Origin of the sequence: Vibrio sp. 10N.261.55.A7 (assembly GCF_002877365.1) — a bacterium.
Lineage (GTDB): Bacteria > Pseudomonadota > Gammaproteobacteria > Enterobacterales > Vibrionaceae > Vibrio.
In genome coordinates this window covers 10,226-27,309 of sequence record NZ_MCWZ01000302.1, presented here as the reverse complement: position 1 = coordinate 27,309, position 17,084 = coordinate 10,226, and the positions used below count along the sequence as shown (strand labels likewise).

The 17,084-nt window shown below is 45.6% G+C and carries 16 protein-coding genes and 1 pseudogene; 9 read left to right on the top strand and 8 right to left on the bottom strand.

The window, feature by feature from the left end; all coding sequences use genetic code 11:
* From BCU12_RS17620 to BCU12_RS17605, 4 genes and pseudogenes are all read right to left on the bottom strand, one after another.
* On the bottom strand, positions 1–581 hold a 581-nt coding region (locus tag BCU12_RS17620; protein ID WP_133153892.1), incomplete at its 3' end, for a hypothetical protein.
* A 474-nt stretch (positions 582–1,055) separates the two neighbouring features.
* Entirely contained in the window at positions 1,056–1,622 is a 567-nt protein-coding gene (locus BCU12_RS17615) for a recombinase family protein (RefSeq protein ID WP_102405558.1), read from the bottom strand.
* Between the two features lie 336 nt (positions 1,623–1,958).
* A complete protein-coding gene (locus BCU12_RS17610; RefSeq protein WP_102405557.1) occupies positions 1,959–3,200 on the bottom strand; it encodes a hypothetical protein in 1,242 nt (413 codons plus the stop codon).
* Between the two features lie 336 nt (positions 3,201–3,536).
* A pseudogene (locus BCU12_RS17605) lies at positions 3,537–4,187 on the bottom strand (magnesium chelatase domain-containing protein); the annotation flags it as partial.
* 476 nt (positions 4,188–4,663) lie between these two features.
* Between BCU12_RS17605 and ilvG the strand changes: the two are divergent.
* From ilvG to BCU12_RS17575, 6 genes are all read left to right on the top strand, one after another.
* Positions 4,664–6,310: an acetolactate synthase 2 catalytic subunit gene (gene ilvG, locus BCU12_RS17600; protein ID WP_102405555.1), complete on the top strand. Its 1,647-nt coding sequence runs from the start codon at positions 4,664–4,666 to the stop codon at positions 6,308–6,310.
* 12 nt (positions 6,311–6,322) lie between these two features.
* The gene (ilvM, locus tag BCU12_RS17595; protein ID WP_102405554.1) at positions 6,323–6,607 is read left to right on the top strand and encodes an acetolactate synthase 2 small subunit; all 285 of its coding nucleotides are present in this window, start codon (positions 6,323–6,325) and stop codon (positions 6,605–6,607) included.
* Between the two features lie 11 nt (positions 6,608–6,618).
* Positions 6,619–7,584, top strand: coding sequence for a branched-chain amino acid transaminase (locus BCU12_RS17590; RefSeq protein WP_102405553.1), 966 nt, complete (start codon positions 6,619–6,621; stop codon positions 7,582–7,584).
* 17 nt (positions 7,585–7,601) lie between these two features.
* Positions 7,602–9,458 carry a dihydroxy-acid dehydratase gene (gene ilvD / locus BCU12_RS17585; RefSeq protein ID WP_102405552.1) on the top strand — a complete coding sequence of 619 codons (1,857 nt, stop codon included), beginning with the start codon at positions 7,602–7,604 and terminating at the stop codon, positions 9,456–9,458.
* Between the two features lie 3 nt (positions 9,459–9,461).
* Entirely contained in the window at positions 9,462–11,009 is a 1,548-nt protein-coding gene (gene ilvA / locus BCU12_RS17580; RefSeq protein ID WP_102405551.1) for a threonine ammonia-lyase, biosynthetic, read from the top strand.
* Between the two features lie 156 nt (positions 11,010–11,165).
* Entirely contained in the window at positions 11,166–12,146 is a 981-nt protein-coding gene (locus tag BCU12_RS17575) for an MDR family oxidoreductase (RefSeq protein ID WP_102405550.1), read from the top strand.
* A 102-nt stretch (positions 12,147–12,248) separates the two neighbouring features.
* Here BCU12_RS17575 and BCU12_RS17570 read toward each other — a convergent pair whose 3' ends face one another.
* Together BCU12_RS17570 and BCU12_RS17565 are read right to left on the bottom strand one after the other, a co-directional pair.
* Positions 12,249–13,193, bottom strand: coding sequence for a LysR family transcriptional regulator (locus tag BCU12_RS17570; RefSeq protein WP_102405549.1), 945 nt, complete (start codon positions 13,191–13,193; stop codon positions 12,249–12,251).
* A gap of 165 nt (positions 13,194–13,358) precedes the next feature.
* Entirely contained in the window at positions 13,359–13,544 is a 186-nt protein-coding gene (locus tag BCU12_RS17565) for a hypothetical protein (protein ID WP_102405548.1), read from the bottom strand.
* Positions 13,545–13,693: 149 nt separating this feature from the next.
* Between BCU12_RS17565 and tusA the strand changes: the two genes are divergently transcribed.
* Entirely contained in the window at positions 13,694–13,942 is a 249-nt protein-coding gene (gene tusA, locus BCU12_RS17560; protein WP_102405547.1) for a sulfurtransferase TusA, read from the top strand.
* An 82-nt stretch (positions 13,943–14,024) separates the two neighbouring features.
* Here the strand turns inward: tusA and BCU12_RS17555 are convergent, their stop codons facing one another.
* Positions 14,025–14,276, bottom strand: a complete 252-nt coding sequence (locus BCU12_RS17555) for a hypothetical protein (protein WP_102405546.1) — start codon at positions 14,274–14,276, stop codon at positions 14,025–14,027.
* Positions 14,277–14,441: 165 nt separating this feature from the next.
* Positions 14,442–14,996, bottom strand: coding sequence for a TMEM165/GDT1 family protein (locus BCU12_RS17550; RefSeq protein ID WP_102405559.1), 555 nt, complete (start codon positions 14,994–14,996; stop codon positions 14,442–14,444).
* Positions 14,997–15,433: 437 nt separating this feature from the next.
* On the opposite strand from BCU12_RS17550, the gene glyQ reads away from it, so the two are divergent.
* Together glyQ and BCU12_RS17540 are read left to right on the top strand one after the other, a co-directional pair.
* Entirely contained in the window at positions 15,434–16,363 is a 930-nt protein-coding gene (glyQ, locus tag BCU12_RS17545) for a glycine--tRNA ligase subunit alpha (protein ID WP_102405545.1), read from the top strand.
* A gap of 2 nt (positions 16,364–16,365) precedes the next feature.
* Positions 16,366–17,084, top strand: a 719-nt coding sequence (locus tag BCU12_RS17540) for a glycine--tRNA ligase subunit beta (RefSeq protein WP_133153894.1), incomplete at its 3' end; no start/stop codon positions are given.

Genomic DNA, 17,084 nt, shown 5'->3' with positions numbered 1-17,084 from the left:
ATATCATCGTTAATATCTACATTGATACCTAACCTCTTACACTCACTTGTAAGGACAGACACAACATCAACACCCTCATTGTCAAAGTCTGCACCGTTGTCTTTAGTCTTGGTTACAAACCTTTCCAAAGTTAATAGGTCATAACGTCTTTTAAACTCTTGCTTTAACTTAGCTCTTGGCAACTTATTCACTAAATCCACTCGGAAACAATCCAAGCCATGACCGTGCCTGTTGCTCATTGTTTTATTCCACTTGCTTGGCATTAACACTAGATTGTCAGGTATCAACTGACCTCCTTTACTTGCAGGATACCTGTGTGCCAGTTCATAGTTGTACTTAGCCCATACGAAACCAGAACGCCTACTCACACCTTTACATCTAGTTTGCATTTGCCTTAGCTCTAGCAATGCCTCCATTCCTTCAGTGTCATCAGGCCAACACTGCACACCATATTTAATAGCCTGACTCTCAAGCCATATCCAATGCTTAGTCTTAAAGAACTGATTACCTTTGCAGTCATCACATATCATCTGGCGTCTACGCATCGTTTTAGCAATGCCACACCATTTACATCGTTTCATCCATTGAAACCTCCATTGTTACTAGTGGTTCATAGAACCAATAATCCTACTTACCTATTAAAAAGAGGGGTTTGGTAGGTTCAAATTGTCCACCTTTGAACACCTCAAGAAATACTCCTAGAAGTTATCCATTCTTTCTTTAACGTTTAGATAGAAGTGAATGTTTCTAATCAATATTTCTTCAAGCCCCTTACTATTAATAAGCTAAAGTCATCCCCTTTTGTGACAGAAAAGGGATAACTATTTTTATAGTCGTAAGCCAACGTCTATTTGTGACACACTTCGTTTCGCCAGAAACAGGGTTTCTCTCAGGTACAAAAAAAAGCACCACCATCACTGGTTAGTGCTCTCTACTTATATTTGCAGTAAATCCCCTTCTGTGACCAGAAAAGGTCAAATCGTTTGTTTTAACAATGGATAAACAGTTGAATCAAATCCCTAAAGCTTTGTATTCCAGTAGGGTCTGTAAGACCGCTACGCGCTCTTCCAGTGGCGCTTAACCGTACTTAAACCCAACCCCAAGAACCGCGCTGTTTCACTTTGCCCCATGCCTTGAGCCTTAGCTCGATGAACCTTACCTCTTGTTTCCAGTGCTGGTGGGCGACCAAGCTTCTTGCCCTCGGCCTTAGCTCGCTCCAAACCTTGCGCTGTTCTTTCTCTGATACGGTTACGCTCGAACTCAGCAAAAGCCCCAAACATTTGAAGCATCAACCGACCCTCTGCACTGCTCAAATCAGCCACAGGCAAATCAAGACACACAAGCTTTACACCCATTTCACTGAGAGCTTGAACAGTTTGCTGAATATCAATGGCATCACGACCCAATCGGTCTAGCTTCAACACCACCAGCGAATCATCAGATTCCAACCTATCAACCAAACGAGCAAACTCAGGTCTATCCATTGCTTTGACGCTACCGCTAATCGTCTCACTGATTACTCGATGTTCTTCAATGTCATAACCAGCATTAGCAATAGCTAACACTTGATTCTCTGTGGTTTGTTCAGTGGTACTAACACGGCAGTAAGCAAATGTTCTCATTGTTCTCTCAGGCTTAGGTCATTAAACGATAGTCCATATAATAACTAGGCCATTTAGTTAAATCTATACTTTATGGACTATCTCTACTGACATTATGAGATAGGTCATAAAAGGAGTGTTTTATGAACCACTATTTGAGACGTCTCTAATAAGGAAGGGTATATAGGTCTGACCGTGTTTATCGGATTTCTAACGGTGTTTTAGCTAAGAAGCTTCCCCTTTTCAGTGAAATGCTTGTATGCCATGCGCCACACACACCGAAGCCCCAAATATAAAAAAGGGGACTAAACTACCCTTCAAAAATTGTTGATACATAGAAATCTGTAACCTAAAGGCTCATGCATGCACGTACGTGCGGACTTCTTTACTTATTGAATAAGATTGACCTGCTACGTTATCAACCAAGCCATCATCGACCAGCTTGTCTAGATACATTTTTGCTTTACCTTGGTTCAGAAAATCAGAAGCCAGAGATGAGAGACTGAGAGTTGTTGGGTGGTTTGCTAAGCGAACCAATAATAGTTTTAAATAATCATTTGGCGATTCTGCATCGATAGCATCTACTAATTTAGCACTCATTATTTCTTCAACTAGCTCTCGTTTACTCTGGCCTGAGACTTCATAATCACCACTTTCATCCGAAAAGCTAGATTCCAACCCGTTATCTAGGATGTACCTATACAAGAGTTTTCCATTATCAGTAAGGAAAAAGCTCTCTCCAAAACCTTCACTATAAGTATCGATAATCTCATAAAGCTTTAGCTGCCCTACCAAACTCTTAAGTCTGCTAATGTTATATGCTAATGGATTTGCCGCCGCTTCTGATTCTAATCTGCCCTTTAACTCATCAAAATCGCAGTTATCTTGTAAAAGAAACCCTGCGATAAGTTGGGTTATATCTTTTTGTTCCCTATCTAGTCTCTCGTAGAATTTGATATAACTCGGTTTTTCTGGATGCAAATCATTTTCTGGCGGGTTCAGATAAGATGTTTTAGTCCCGACAATATCATCACTTTTTAAAGATTGTTTTTCTAAAATTTCGTTAACCTGTTGTCTGTAATCTTCTTTTTCCTGTATGACTGTCGCCAACTGACCTTCCAATCGTTCTATCTCTTGTCTGTGTTTTACAACCAACTCCCTAGTTTCAAGTTTAGCCTCTTCATACATCCCCAAGATTTCTGCTTTTTCTTCAGCATCAATGACTTCCGAACCCTGCATCTCTTTCTTTTTATTGTTCAGGTCTATCTGCTTCTGATAGCTATGATTAAAGACTTTATGAGAAAACCAAGGAAATGCGTATATATAGAAGGCCGCTGTAGCAACTGGCATGATAAATACACAGAAAATGTAGTTACTGAAGAGCCAGTGTTCAAACCCATAAGCCCCAAAAACAAAAAAGGTCTGCGCATAGAAATGGTCAATCTCCCAAACCTTCACAGCATAGTCAGCTTTAGAAAAGAACAGCATCAGTATTTTGAAATTCCAAGCTACCCAGCCTGTGACCAACGCACCTAGTAATGGGCTTGATGTTCTGTCGTATAAATATGCTTTAACAGATGTCCATATCTCATTAACCACTAAAAACTCGCTATGTAAGGGTTTGAAAAACAATAATGTGATTATATATTTGATAGTAAATTGATTGAATAAAAAGATGTGCTTTCATAGCTATCCATCAACAAAACTCTATCTACATCCAACAGGTATGATTCAAATGCCTCTATATAAGGACAACACATCACCAACACTACAGTTTGTTTATCCTCTAACTGTTCATTGGTTAGCAAGCTCAAATCAGAACGACCAGTAAAGATACTCACCGCTTCATCATTCCCAGTAGCCTCTATTAACTCATAGCTATAGTAGTCACTGACACTAAAAAGAATAGAAACCTCCTAATAGGTAAATATTGCAAAGTAGCAGCAAATTGTGATTCCCTGCCGCTGCGATTTCCAAGGCTCGCTTTCCTTGTTGCTGACCAATGATGTCTTGCAAGTCGCGAGTTAATGCTTTTTCACTAAATTTCGTTTTCGTTTGAAACAACTCTAATGTCTGCTGCCCACAAAGCTCCGCACAAACTTCCAATAGGCTTTGCGCTGACTTATGCATTTCTTTTCCCACGAGTGCGGCCTGATCTCCATTGATATGTGGAACGATTAAGCAGCGCTGTGATTTCATCGCGGCTAACGCGGCAGGCAGAACACCTTTTACTTTTCTAAGCTCACCAGATAGTGCCAATTCACCGATAAACTCTCGCTGCTTGAGTTTATCTTCCGGTATCTGCTCAGACGCCGCGAGTATGCCCAATGCAATCGGCAGATCAAATCGCCCACCTTCTTTGGGAAGGTCCGCCGGTGCCAAATTAACGGTGATACGTTTAGCTGGAAACTCAAAGCGAGAATTAATAATGGCACTACGAACTCTATCTTTGGCCTCTTTCACCGTGGTTTCTGGCAACCCAACCAAACTAAAACCTGGCAAGCCATTACTGATGTGGACTTCTACCGTGACCTCGGGTGCTTCAACACCAACACTGGCGCGGCTATGTACGATGGCTAAGCCCATATTCATCCCTTGTAAATAATTATTCACGGCCATTATTGAATGGCCAATTATTGAGTAAGGATGTTATATAGCCTGCCAGTATGCTGATGAAATGTGAAAAAAGAATGAGTTTTTGCTTGTCATTTAACGGAAATGTATGTTACCACTAGGTCTTGAAACGAAATTGTTCAATATTTAATAAAATTCAAGACAGACAAAAAGAAAGAAGATGAACTTCAAAGCCCGCATCAACACTCTGGTACTCCTGATTATCGTGGTCATTATTGACACCACGCGGGGGCTAGTGGGCAACAAATAACCACAAGATTTTAAAAACCCCCGCACTGAAAAGTCCGGGGGTTTTTTTACAACTAATTAGACTGAAGCTCATCCTGATTGACTTAGCTTCAACAAAGAAAAACTAAGCAATCAGACATGACAGGAAGAATGGGAGCGCACATGATGTGCAACAATCAATACAAAAAGGGAGGCATGTAATGACAGGTGCTGAATTAGTCGTTTCTGCTTTAACCCAGCAAGGAATTAAAACGGTATTTGGCTATCCAGGTGGCGCTATCATGCCTATCTATGATGCCTTATACGATGGTGGTGTTGAGCACATACTCTGCCGACACGAACAAGGTGCAGCGATGGCTGCAATTGGGATGGCAAGAGCCACTCAAGACGTCGCTGTCTGCATGGCCACATCTGGCCCAGGAGCAACAAACCTTGTGACAGGCCTTGCTGACGCCTTCCTCGATTCAATCCCAATGGTGGCGATCACAGGTCAAGTGGCCAGCTCACACATCGGTACCGATGCTTTCCAGGAAATGGATGTCATTGGTATGTCGTTGTCATGTACTAAGCACAGCTACCTAGTCACAGACATTAACGATTTAGCACCGACGCTTGCTGAAGCTTTTGAGGTCGCTAAAACAGGTCGCCCTGGCCCCGTCATTGTTGATATCGCGAAAGATGTTCAACTGGCGCAAGCCCCCGTTTCTGTTCTGCCTCCATTTACTCCACCTGCGATTCCTGTTGCTAGTGTGGATGACATTAAGAAAGCGCAAGAGCTCCTATCGCAAAGTACACGACCAGTACTTTATGTCGGTGGTGGTGTTCAACTGGCGTTTGCCACAGAAAGCGTCCGTGAGTTCTTGCGAATTAACCCGATGCCATCGGTGAGCACCTTGAAAGGCTTGGGCTCTATTGAACGTCACGACCCGCATTACTTAGGCATGCTGGGTATGCACGGCACCAAAGCCGCCAACCTAGTAGTACAAGAGTGTGACCTGTTGTTCGTTGTGGGTGCTCGCTTCGATGACCGAGTGACAGGAAAACTGGATACCTTCGCGCCTCATGCGAAAGTTATCCACCTTGATATTGATGCCGCTGAATTCAGTAAGCTACGTACAGCCAATGCCTCTCTGCGCGGAGACATCAATGCTATCTTGCCTCAGCTAGAGCTTACTCAAGACATCAACCCATGGGTTCAGCACAGTGAGAGCCTACGCAAAGGTTTCAAATGGCGCTACGATCACCCAGGTGACCTAATCTTCGCTCCGCTGCTTCTAAAGCAACTATCTGAAATGATGCCAGAAAACAGCATCATCTCGACCGATGTTGGCCAACACCAAATGTGGGCTGCTCAACATATTCAGCCGCGCTCACCGCAAAACTTCATCACATCGGCAGGCCTTGGCACAATGGGCTTTGGTCTTCCGGCTGCCATGGGCGCATCAGTGGGTCGCCCTGACGATCAATCTATCCTGATCTCCGGTGACGGTTCATTCATGATGAACATCCAAGAGCTGGGGACACTAAAGCGCCGCCAAATTCCTGTAAAAATGGTGTTATTGAATAACTCCCGACTCGGCATGGTTCGCCAATGGCAATCACTGTTCTTTGATGGTCGCCACAGCGAAACGATTTTGGACGACAACCCTGATTTCGTCATGTTGGCCAAAGCATTCGACATTCCAGGGAAAACCATCACCAAAAAAGAAGAAGTTGAACCGGCATTGAAAGAGATGCTAGAGAGTAAAACTGCGTATCTACTTCATGTAATTATCGATGAAGAAGAGAATGTATGGCCGCTAGTTCCACCTGGTGCGTCTAACAGCGAAATGCTAGAGAACACTTAGGGAGTGCGAACAATGGAAAGATATTTACTCGATATAAAAGCCGATGATAAACCGGTACTGCTAGAGCGCGTGCTAAGAGTCGTACGTCACCGTGGTTTTGTGGTAAAACAGGTTGCAGGAACACAAAATCATGAAAGTAAGATTGCGAGCGTAGAAATCATTGTAGACAGTGACCGCCCAATCTCTTTTTTGACCAATCAAATCGAAAAATTATGGGATGTTCGAACCGTTGATGTCACCGTCATCGACAACAACGAGCTACCAAACAACAACTTACAACAAAAGATTCGTGCATAAGGAAGGCAACAATGACAGCTAAAACAGCAGACTACATTTGGTTCAATGGTGACATGCTTCCATGGGCAGACGCCAATGTTCATGTACTCACTCACGCTATGCACTACGGCACTTCAGTCTTTGAAGGCGTGCGCTGCTACAATACGCCAAATGGTCCAGTCATCTTCCGTCACCCTGAGCACGCAAAACGCTTAAAGGATTCGGCAAAAATCTATCGTTTCCCTATTCCTTACACTGAGGAAGAGATCATGGAAGCGACACGCGAAACGCTGCGCCAGAACAAACTTGAATCGGCTTACATTCGCCCTCTTGGTTTTGTTGGCAATGTCGGTCTAGGTGTTTGTCCTCCAGAAAACACCGAAATGGAACTCATCATCGCGGCTTTCCCTTGGGGTTCATACCTGGGCGAAGAAGCGCTAGAGAGCGGTGTTGATGCCATGATTTCAAGCTGGAACCGCGCCGCGCCTAACACTATTCCAACTGCCGCTAAAGCCGGTGGTAACTACCTATCTTCTCTACTTGTGGGTGGCGAAGCTCGTCGTCACGGGTACGATGAAGGCATCGCATTAAGCGTTGATGGCTACCTATCAGAAGGGGCCGGCGAGAACATCTTTGTAATTCGCAATGGCATTCTTTCTACGCCTCCCGCAACCAGTGCGATTCTTCCAGGTATCACTCGCGACACCATCATCACGCTTGCGAAAGAGCGCGGCTACGAAGTCCGCGAAGAGAACATTGCTCGTGAAGCACTGTATCTTGCTGACGAAGTCTTCATGACCGGTACAGCCGCTGAAATCGTTCCAGTTCGTACGGTTGATAAAATTGAAGTCGGCACAGGTAAACGCGGCCCAATTACGAAAGTGATGCAAGACGACTATTTTGGTCTCTTTAATGGCACCACCGAAGACAAATGGGGTTGGCTCGATTACGTCTACCCAGAAAACAAACCTCAAAACAGTGCAGCGTCTGCGAAATAATTGAAAAGGAAATTCACATGTCTACCGTACTAAAAAACAAATACCGCAGCGCAACGACGACCCATGGCCGAAATATGGCGGGTGCTCGTGCATTGTGGCGTGCAACTGGCGTAAAAGATGAAGATTTCGGTAAGCCAATCATCGCGGTTGTAAACTCTTTCACGCAGTTCGTTCCAGGTCACGTACACCTTAAAGATATGGGTCAACTGGTGGCTGGCGAGATTGAAAAAGCAGGCGGTATCGCTAAAGAATTCAATACCATCGCGGTCGATGATGGCATCGCAATGGGTCACGGCGGTATGCTTTATTCACTGCCATCGCGTGAACTGATTGCCGACTCTGTCGAGTATATGGTTAATGCTCACTGTGCAGATGCGATGGTGTGTATCTCGAACTGTGACAAAATCACTCCGGGAATGATGATGGCTGCAATGCGCCTTAACATTCCAGTGATCTTTGTTTCAGGCGGTCCAATGGAAGCCGGTAAAACCAAGCTTTCAGATCAAATCATCAAGCTCGATCTGGTTGATGCGATGATTCAAGGTGCCGATCCAGAAATCTCAGACGAACAAAGTGAACAAGTTGAACGTTCTGCATGCCCGACGTGCGGTTCGTGTTCTGGTATGTTTACTGCGAACTCGATGAACTGTCTAACTGAAGCTTTGGGTCTGTCTCAGCCAGGTAACGGTTCAATGCTTGCTACACACGCGGATCGTGAGCAGCTCTTCATCAATGCTGGTAAACGTGTCGTTGAACTGACGAAGCGCTACTACGAGCAAGGCGATGATGCCGCTCTACCACGTAATATTGCCAATCGCGCAGCATTTGACAATGCGATGGCACTGGATATCGCCATGGGCGGTTCAAGTAACACGGTTCTTCACCTATTGGCTGCCGCTCAAGAAGGTGAGATTGACTTCGACATGGACGACATCGACGAGATGTCTCGCCGCGTTCCACACCTATGTAAGGTTGCGCCTTCCACACCTAAATATCACATGGAAGATGTTCACCGCGCTGGTGGTGTCATGGCTATCCTTGGTGAGCTTGATCGCGCAGGTCTTCTGCACGGTGATACTCGCACAGTGCTGGGTCTGTCTATGAAAGAGCAACTTGCTCAGTACGACATCATGCAAACCGAAGACGAAGACGTATTGAAGTTCTTCCGCGCTGGGCCTGCTGGTATTCGCACCACCAAAGCATTCTCACAAGATTGTCGCTGGGATCGCCTTGATGACGACCGCAAAGAAGGTTGTATCCGCACCAAAGAGAATGCATTCAGCCAAGAAGGCGGCCTAGCGGTACTTTCAGGCAACATCGCAGTTGACGGTTGTATCGTTAAGACAGCGGGTGTTGATGAAGAGAACCTAAAATTCCAAGGCCCTGCTATTGTATTTGAAAGCCAAGATACCGCTGTAGAAGGCATCTTAGGTGGCAAAGTGAAAGCGGGTGAAGTGGTTGTTATTCGTTACGAAGGCCCGAAAGGCGGTCCGGGTATGCAAGAAATGCTGTACCCAACCACTTACCTAAAATCAATGGGTCTAGGCAAATCGTGTGCGCTGCTTACTGACGGACGCTTCTCTGGTGGTACATCAGGTCTGTCTATCGGTCACGCTTCTCCTGAAGCAGCAAGTGGCGGTGTAATTGGCCTCGTGAACACAGGCGATATCATCACTATCGATATTCCTAGCCGCTCTATCACTCTTGACGTTGCAGAAGAAGAATTGGCTGCACGCCGCGCGAAACAAGACGAACTTGGTTGGAAACCTGCTAACCGTGAGCGTGTTGTGTCACTGGCTCTAAAAGCTTACGCAAGCATGGCCACCAGCGCCGATAAAGGTGCGGTGCGTGATAAGTCTAAGCTTGAGGACTAAGCAATGACTGAGGCTTTTTTAGCAAAACAAGGCCAACAGACTGGTGCAGATTATCTGCGCCAGATCTTGCGCGCCCCCGTTTATGAAGTAGCGACGGTTACGCCACTGCAAGAGATGCCTCGACTGTCAGAGCGAATTGGCAACCAGGTACACATTAAGCGTGAAGACCGTCAACCGGTTCATTCATTTAAGCTACGTGGCGCCTACAACATGGTGGCTAGCCTCTCTGAAGCGCAAAAGTCTGCAGGCGTCATTGCCGCTTCAGCCGGTAACCACGCTCAAGGCATGGCGCTGTCTGGCACTAAGCTGGGCATTAGCACCACGATCGTCATGCCTAAAACAACCCCTGATATCAAGGTAGAAGCGGTTCGTGGCTTTGGCGGTAATGTGGTTCTTCACGGCAGTAACTTTGATGAGGCGAAAGCGGAAGCGGAACGACTTGCAGCCGAGCATGGTTATACCTTTGTTCCTCCTTTTGATCACCCTTTAGTGATCGCAGGGCAAGGGACCATCGGTATGGAAATGCTGCAGCAAAACGGTCATCTGGAATATATCTTTGTTCCTGTGGGTGGCGGCGGTCTGGCTGCCGGTATAGCGGTACTTATCAAGCAGCTTATGCCTGAGATTAAAGTGATTGCTGTAGAGCCAGAAGATTCTTCATGCTTAAAAGCCGCGCTTGATGCTGGGGAACCCGTCGTACTGGATCAGGTGAGTATGTTTGCAGACGGTGTTGCGGTGAAACGCATTGGTGAAGAGACCTTCCGTTTATGCCAACAGTATTTAGATGGCCACATTGCCGTTTCAAGCGATGAGATCTGCTCTGCAGTTAAAGACATCTTTGAAGACACTCGTGCGATTGCCGAGCCTTCAGGTGCATTAGCGTTAGCCGGTCTTAAGAAGTTTGCCGAGCAAAACCAACTGCAAGGAAAACAGTTAGGTACTGTTCTTTCTGGGGCGAACACCAACTTCCATGGTCTGAGATATGTCTCAGAGCGTTGTGAATTGGGGGAGAAACGTGAAGGCTTACTGGCTGTTACAATCCCAGAGCGTCAAGGCGCCTTTTTTGAGTTCTGCGACATTATTGGTGGACGAGCCGTCACGGAGTTTAACTACCGCTATAACGATGACAGCCTTGCAAACATCTTTGTCGGTGTCCGCCTTCAAGGTGGTCAAGAAGAACTTGGGCACATCATTCAAGATCTGCGCGATGGCGGTTATCCAGTCGTCGACTTATCAGACGATGAGATGGCGAAACTGCACGTGCGTTATATGATTGGTGGTAAGCCATCCAAACCACTCAAAGAGCGTTTGTACAGTTTTGAATTCCCGGAATACCCTGGCGCGTTACTTAAATTTTTGAGCACGTTGGGTACACACTGGAACATAAGCCTGTTCAATTATCGCAACCACGGCGCTGATTATGGTCGAGTGCTGTGTGGATTTGAGCTTGATGAAAATGACTTAACCCGATTCTCTGCCCACTTAAGAGAGCTGGGGTATCAATGCAAAGATGAAACCGATAACCCGTCTTATCAGTTCTTCTTATCTTAATAGAAAGCCAGTCTCATCGACTGGCTTTTTTAATTTCTATTTATCTGAATGCGTGGCGTGCATAGATGTCATGCTAAAGTTTCATTTTAATCATAGATAAATAGCGTCTACACTAACCCTAACTTAATTCCTTGCTGTCTTTAATTGGAGACTCATATGTTTAATGCCTTAGTCCTAAACCAAGAAGAAAAACGCACCATTGCTAATGTAGAACAGATTGATGAATCACAACTGCCAGAAGGTGACGTCTTAATCGACGTGGATTACTCCTCTCTGAACTACAAAGATGGATTAGCGATCACAGGTAAAGGCAAGATCATCCGTAACTTTCCAATGGTTCCTGGCATTGATTTAGCCGGCACCGTGGTCAGCTCAGAAGATGACCGCTACAAAGCCGGCGATAATGTTGTTCTCACTGGTTGGGGCGTTGGTGAAAACCACTGGGGTGGTATGGCTCAACGTGCACGTCTAAAAGCAGACTGGTTAGTACCACTGCCTAAAGGTTTAGACAGCAAGAAAGCGATGATGGTCGGCACCGCCGGTTTTACTGGCATGCTTTGCGTGCAAGCATTGCTCGATGCGGGTGTGAAGCCAGAATCTGGTGAAGTGCTGGTGACTGGCGCAAGTGGCGGCGTAGGTTCTGTTGCGGTGACATTACTTGCTCAGCTTGGCTATAAAGTGGCGGCGGTCACGGGTCGTGTAGAGCAAAATGGCCCACTGCTTGAAAAACTAGGGGCAAGTCGCATCATCGATCGTTCTGAGTTTGAAGAGCCAGCACGCCCACTTGAAAAGCAAATCTGGGCAGGCGCAGTGGATACCGTGGGCAGTAAGGTTCTCGCTAAAGTACTGGCCCAGATGGATTACAACAGCGCGGTTGCTGCTTGTGGTTTAGCGGGTGGTTTTGACCTTCCAACCACAGTAATGCCATTCATTCTGCGTAACGTGCGTCTACAAGGTATCGATTCCGTCTCGTGCCCGACAGAGAAACGCATTGCCGCATGGGAAAAACTGGTAAAGCTACTACCTCATAGCTACTTTGACCAAGCCTGTACTGAAGTTGAATTAGCTGAAGCGCCGAAATACGCAGAAGATATCACCAACGGCCAAGTGACGGGCCGCGTCGTGATTAAACTATAAGTCGATTATTCAGCGATTAAAACGACTTATGTACCGCTTAAAAGTAAAAAGCTTTAGGGAGACCTAAAGCTTTTTTTGGTTCTAGAGGCGGGGAATTTATGGTTATCCATCCAACCCCATATCTTCAACACGCTTCGCGATTAAACGGCCACACTCTTCTTTTACGATACTTCTCAACCACTCTTGAACGGGTGAGTGCTCACAGCGAGGGTGCCAAATCATTGAATAATCGAAAGGGGTAAACTGAAATGGTAAAGGCTTAACCACCAAATCGTATCGTTCAGCCACTAAGTAAGCCAAGTCAGCAGGAACCGTAATGATAAGTGGCATAGTATCCACAATCGCTAATGCGGCTTCTAAATGGTAAGCCCGAAGTACCATTTTAGGGGCGGGATTTCCCACTAGCGACTGCTCTAGCAACGTTTTAACGCCATCACTAATGGCGATCATGGCATGAGGGTAACGCAAGTAGTCTTGCAAACTCATCTCTTGGTCTGCCAATGGATGCTGCTTTGAAAGCAGGCACAGTACCCCAACTCGACCTAATACTTCACTACGTAGTGGTTCTACTGGGCCCGTTGGCCTACAAATAGCAAGGTCTGCGCCTTCATACGTGAGTTGATCTGACAATCTGTCATGCTGAAGCGGTAAGAAATTAAACGAGACATTGGGTGCTTCTTGATAAATTCGAGGTAGAGCAAAGGGCAAGATAGTTTGCATCGCATAGTCAGTGGTGGCGATGGAAAAAGTTTGTGTACAACTTTGCGGTTCAAATTCAACAGGGGAAAGCAGCTGACGTAGAGATTCAAGCGGCTCACCCAATGAGCGATCAATCTCTAAGGCCTTCTCTGTTGGAATGAGATGCTGGCCTTGGCGAGTAAATAAGGGATCGCCCAATAACTGACGCAAACGGCCAAGTACACGGCTCATTGCAGATTGGCTAAGGTTTAAACGAGCAGCGGCTTTACTGACACTACACTCTTCGATCAACACTCGTAAGGCAATGAGTAAATTGAGATCTTTTCGATAAACCTCTTCTAGTTCCACGATTTGACTCCACTTTAGTATCAACCTTTAGTGTAACCTTTGGGCAAAAAAAATCCCGCTTTTCAGCGGGGAAGCCCAAGAAAACTGGGGTAGTGTCGGAATGTATTCGTGTGTAGTCTTACAAGTGCGCAGTCAATGCCTATGAATTACTAAGCGACAACTACATTAATTTTGTTGCTCTTCAGATTTGCCCGTCCAACGGCGCATCTCAAGCCAAATCCCTAAAATCGTTGCACTTAAGCCAAATAATGGCATTAAAGACGAGTCAGCTGGTGCACGCAGTACCAAAGCGCAAAAAGAGATAAAACAAAGAACCGAATAGATGGTCAATCTATCTAATGCTGTCAACATGCTAGCTCCTTGTTTAAATTGCCGAATTGAACTTGTTACCAACTTGTTAACTAAATTAAAACAAAATGATCCGTTTGCCAAGAGAATATTGAATATTTTTTCTTCATTAGTATTATCTACCGCTCTAACGCCAATATTGAGATAACCGCATGACTTTTGATCCAACACTTGCCACCCATACTTTAGAAGCTGAAGGGTTAAGATGCCCTGAGCCCGTCATGATGGTGAGGAAAACGATTAGAACCATGGCAGAGGGTGAAATCTTACTGATCAAGGCCGATGACCCTTCGACTACCCGTGATATTCCGAGTTTTTGTCGCTTTATGGATCACGAATTGGTTGACGCACAAGTCGATGAATTGCCTTACCAGTATTTGGTTAAAAAAGGCATCGCATAGCTTGGAACCCCAGAATATAAAAAGGGCTTAACGAATCAACGTTAAGCCCTTTTTGCAGATATTAAATCGATTTAAAGTATCGTTACTCTTTCTCACGCAGTTTAGTTTCTAACGCGGTGATCCGATTTTGCAAGGTGCGCATCTCTTGATGCATCGGAATAATATGCGCCACCCGAATCCATGACTCAACCATCAAGCCCGTCATCAAAATTGCGCCAACCACCATCGGCAGCCACATTTCCGTCAGTACTACGCCAAGTAGCGTAATCGCTAAACCAAACGTGAAAAGATAACTCTGACTCTGCGGTGTCATACCCATATAACGTGTAAGCATAAGTTTGCCCTCTCGCTGCTAGGAAATGTTTTCATCTTCAATGTTAAATTATCATGAAACATATGACATTTAAGTGTCAGTCGTAGCGATAATCCTCAAGATCGATTCGATTATTGATCCAATTCAATATCGCTAACGATTAGCCTGCTTACTGGTGTTTGTTGGCTAGAAAAATGCTGCGACAACAGCCAAACCCACAAACAAAAATGCCGTGACTTTTCGTATCAACGCGAGCGGTATTTTGTCAGCAGACAGCTTACCGATGATCACAACAGGGACATTGGCAAGCAGCATTCCCACCGTGGTACCAAAGATGACCATTAAGATGGCATCAGGAAACTGAGCCCCCAAAATTGAGGTGGCAATCTGGGTCTTGTCTCCGATCTCAGCAATGAAGAAAGCAATGAAACTCGCGATAAAGGGGCCTTTATTCGATATGGCTTCGTTCTCATCGAGTTTATCAGGGATTAAAATCCAACCTGCCATCAAAATAAAGCTCACCACCAACACCCATTTGAGTATTTCTGGAGATAAGTAATCAGACACGACAACGCCAAGCCACGCTGCTAACGCATGGTTCGCTAGTGTCGCAAAAAATATGGCGGCAATGATTGGAATTGGTTTTCGGTATCGGCTCGCCAGTAATAGCGACAACAACTGGGTTTTATCGCCAATCTCAGCGAGGGCGATAGTGGTAGTAGATATAATTAAAACGCTCACGACATGCTCTTCGAGGTGAGGATTATTATATTTAACCAAAGACAAACCTCGCGCCCCACCCCGGTTCACGATGTTTGTCTAAGGTCTTGCTAAACGGTATCGATATTTTTAATTGTTATTATCGATACTTGGTCTCGAACGCCATGATGATTTTGCATCAATTATGTTGACGAACGAACTTCCCCATAAGGTATGGACAAGCAAGCTACTCCCCAAAGACGATGAGAATTCTATCGATAAAACGGACAAATACAAGCGTTGAATTCCAACAACTGTTTCATTTAGTGAATTTACTCGCGTGAATAGCGGCTAAATTCATTAAACGACATTTTAGAGCAGTAATTAACCATGATTACCCCTACTCGCAGAGCCAATATCTCGCTATACTTGATGGTTATTTTTATTAAATCATTTAGAAGAATCGCGCGAACTTGACTATGCAAAAATACGATATCAAAACCTTCCAGGGAATGATCCTCGCGCTGCAGGATTATTGGGCTCAAAACGGTTGTACCATTGTTCAGCCTTTGGACATGGAAGTAGGTGCTGGCACCTCTCACCCAATGACATGTCTACGTGCACTTGGCCCAGAGCCAATGTCTACGGCTTACGTTCAACCTTCTCGTCGTCCGACCGATGGTCGTTACGGTGAAAACCCGAACCGTCTGCAGCACTACTATCAATTCCAAGTAGCTCTAAAGCCTTCTCCAGATAATATTCAGGAGTTGTACTTAGGCTCGCTTGAAGTGCTTGGTGTTGACCCGCTTGTTCACGATATTCGTTTCGTAGAAGACAACTGGGAAAACCCAACACTAGGCGCATGGGGCCTGGGTTGGGAAGTATGGCTAAACGGCATGGAAGTCACTCAGTTTACTTACTTCCAACAAGTTGGTGGCCTTGAGTGTAAGCCTGTAACTGGCGAGATCACTTACGGTATCGAGCGTCTAGCTATGTACATCCAGGAAGTAGATTCTGTTTACGACCTAGTATGGAACGTAGCACCAGACGGTTCTAATGTGACTTACGGTGACATCTTCCATCAAAACGAAGTTGAGCAATCAACGTACAACTTCGAGCACGCAGACGTAGATTTCCTATTCACTTTCTTCGATCAGTGCGAGAAAGAATGTAAAGAGCTACTTGAGCTTGAGAAGCCACTGCCGCTTCCAGCTTACGAGCGCATTCTAAAAGCTGGTCACGCATTCAACATCCTTGATGCGCGCAAAGCTATCTCTGTAACAGAGCGTCAACGTTACATCCTTCGTATCCGCAACCTGACTAAATCAGTTGCTGAGGCGTACTACGCGTCACGTGAAGCGCTAGGCTTCCCAATGTGCCGATCTGTAGAAGAAAAGGAAGGTAAATAATCATGGCGAAGAATTTTCTAATTGAACTGGGCACGGAAGAGCTTCCACCAACGGCACTTCGTTCTCTAGCAGAAGCCTTTGCTTCTAACTTTGAAGCAGGCCTTAAAACGGCTGAGCTTTCTCACGAAGGCATCAAGTGGTACGCAGCACCTCGTCGTCTAGCACTTAAAGTAACAGCACTGGCTGAAGGCCAAGCAGACAAAGTCGTTGAAAAACGTGGTCCTGCTGTTTCTGTGGCATTCGATGCTGAAGGCAACGCGACCAAAGCGGCACAAGGTTGGGCTCGTGGTAACGGTATTACTGTTGAGCAAGCTGACCGCCTGAAAACAGACAAAGGTGAGTGGCTTCTTTTCAAACAAGAAGTAGCTGGCAAACCTGTTCAAGAATTGGTGATGGACATCGCTGCGAAAGCACTGGCTGGCCTACCAATTCCTAAAGCAATGCGTTGGGGTAACTCAGACATCCAATTTATCCGTCCAGTGAAAACACTGACAGTACTACTAGGCGATGAGCTTGTTGAAGGCGAAATCCTAGGCGTAGCTTCTGCTCGCACTATCCGTGGCCACCGTTTCATGGGCGAACAAGAGTTCACAATCGACTCTGCTGACCAATACCCTGCGATCTTAGAAGAGCGCGGTAAAGTCATGGCCGATTACGAAGCGCGTAAAGCGATCATCCTTGCTGATTCGCAAAAAGCTGCGGCAGCTGTTGGCGGTACAGC

Coding starts and splice junctions, on each gene's coding strand:
- BCU12_RS17615 (WP_102405558.1), bottom strand. CDS start 1,622: ATGAGAACATTTGCTTACTGCCGTGTTAGTACCACTGAACAAACCACA.
- ilvM (WP_102405554.1), top strand. CDS start 6,323: ATGGAAAGATATTTACTCGATATAAAAGCCGATGATAAACCGGTACTG.
- ilvA (WP_102405551.1), top strand. CDS start 9,462: ATGACTGAGGCTTTTTTAGCAAAACAAGGCCAACAGACTGGTGCAGAT.
- BCU12_RS17555 (WP_102405546.1), bottom strand. CDS start 14,276: ATGCTTACACGTTATATGGGTATGACACCGCAGAGTCAGAGTTATCTT.
- ilvG (WP_102405555.1), top strand. CDS start 4,664: ATGACAGGTGCTGAATTAGTCGTTTCTGCTTTAACCCAGCAAGGAATT.
- BCU12_RS17575 (WP_102405550.1), top strand. CDS start 11,166: ATGTTTAATGCCTTAGTCCTAAACCAAGAAGAAAAACGCACCATTGCT.
- BCU12_RS17565 (WP_102405548.1), bottom strand. CDS start 13,544: ATGTTGACAGCATTAGATAGATTGACCATCTATTCGGTTCTTTGTTTT.
- ilvD (WP_102405552.1), top strand. CDS start 7,602: ATGTCTACCGTACTAAAAAACAAATACCGCAGCGCAACGACGACCCAT.
- tusA (WP_102405547.1), top strand. CDS start 13,694: ATGACTTTTGATCCAACACTTGCCACCCATACTTTAGAAGCTGAAGGG.
- BCU12_RS17590 (WP_102405553.1), top strand. CDS start 6,619: ATGACAGCTAAAACAGCAGACTACATTTGGTTCAATGGTGACATGCTT.
- glyQ (WP_102405545.1), top strand. CDS start 15,434: ATGCAAAAATACGATATCAAAACCTTCCAGGGAATGATCCTCGCGCTG.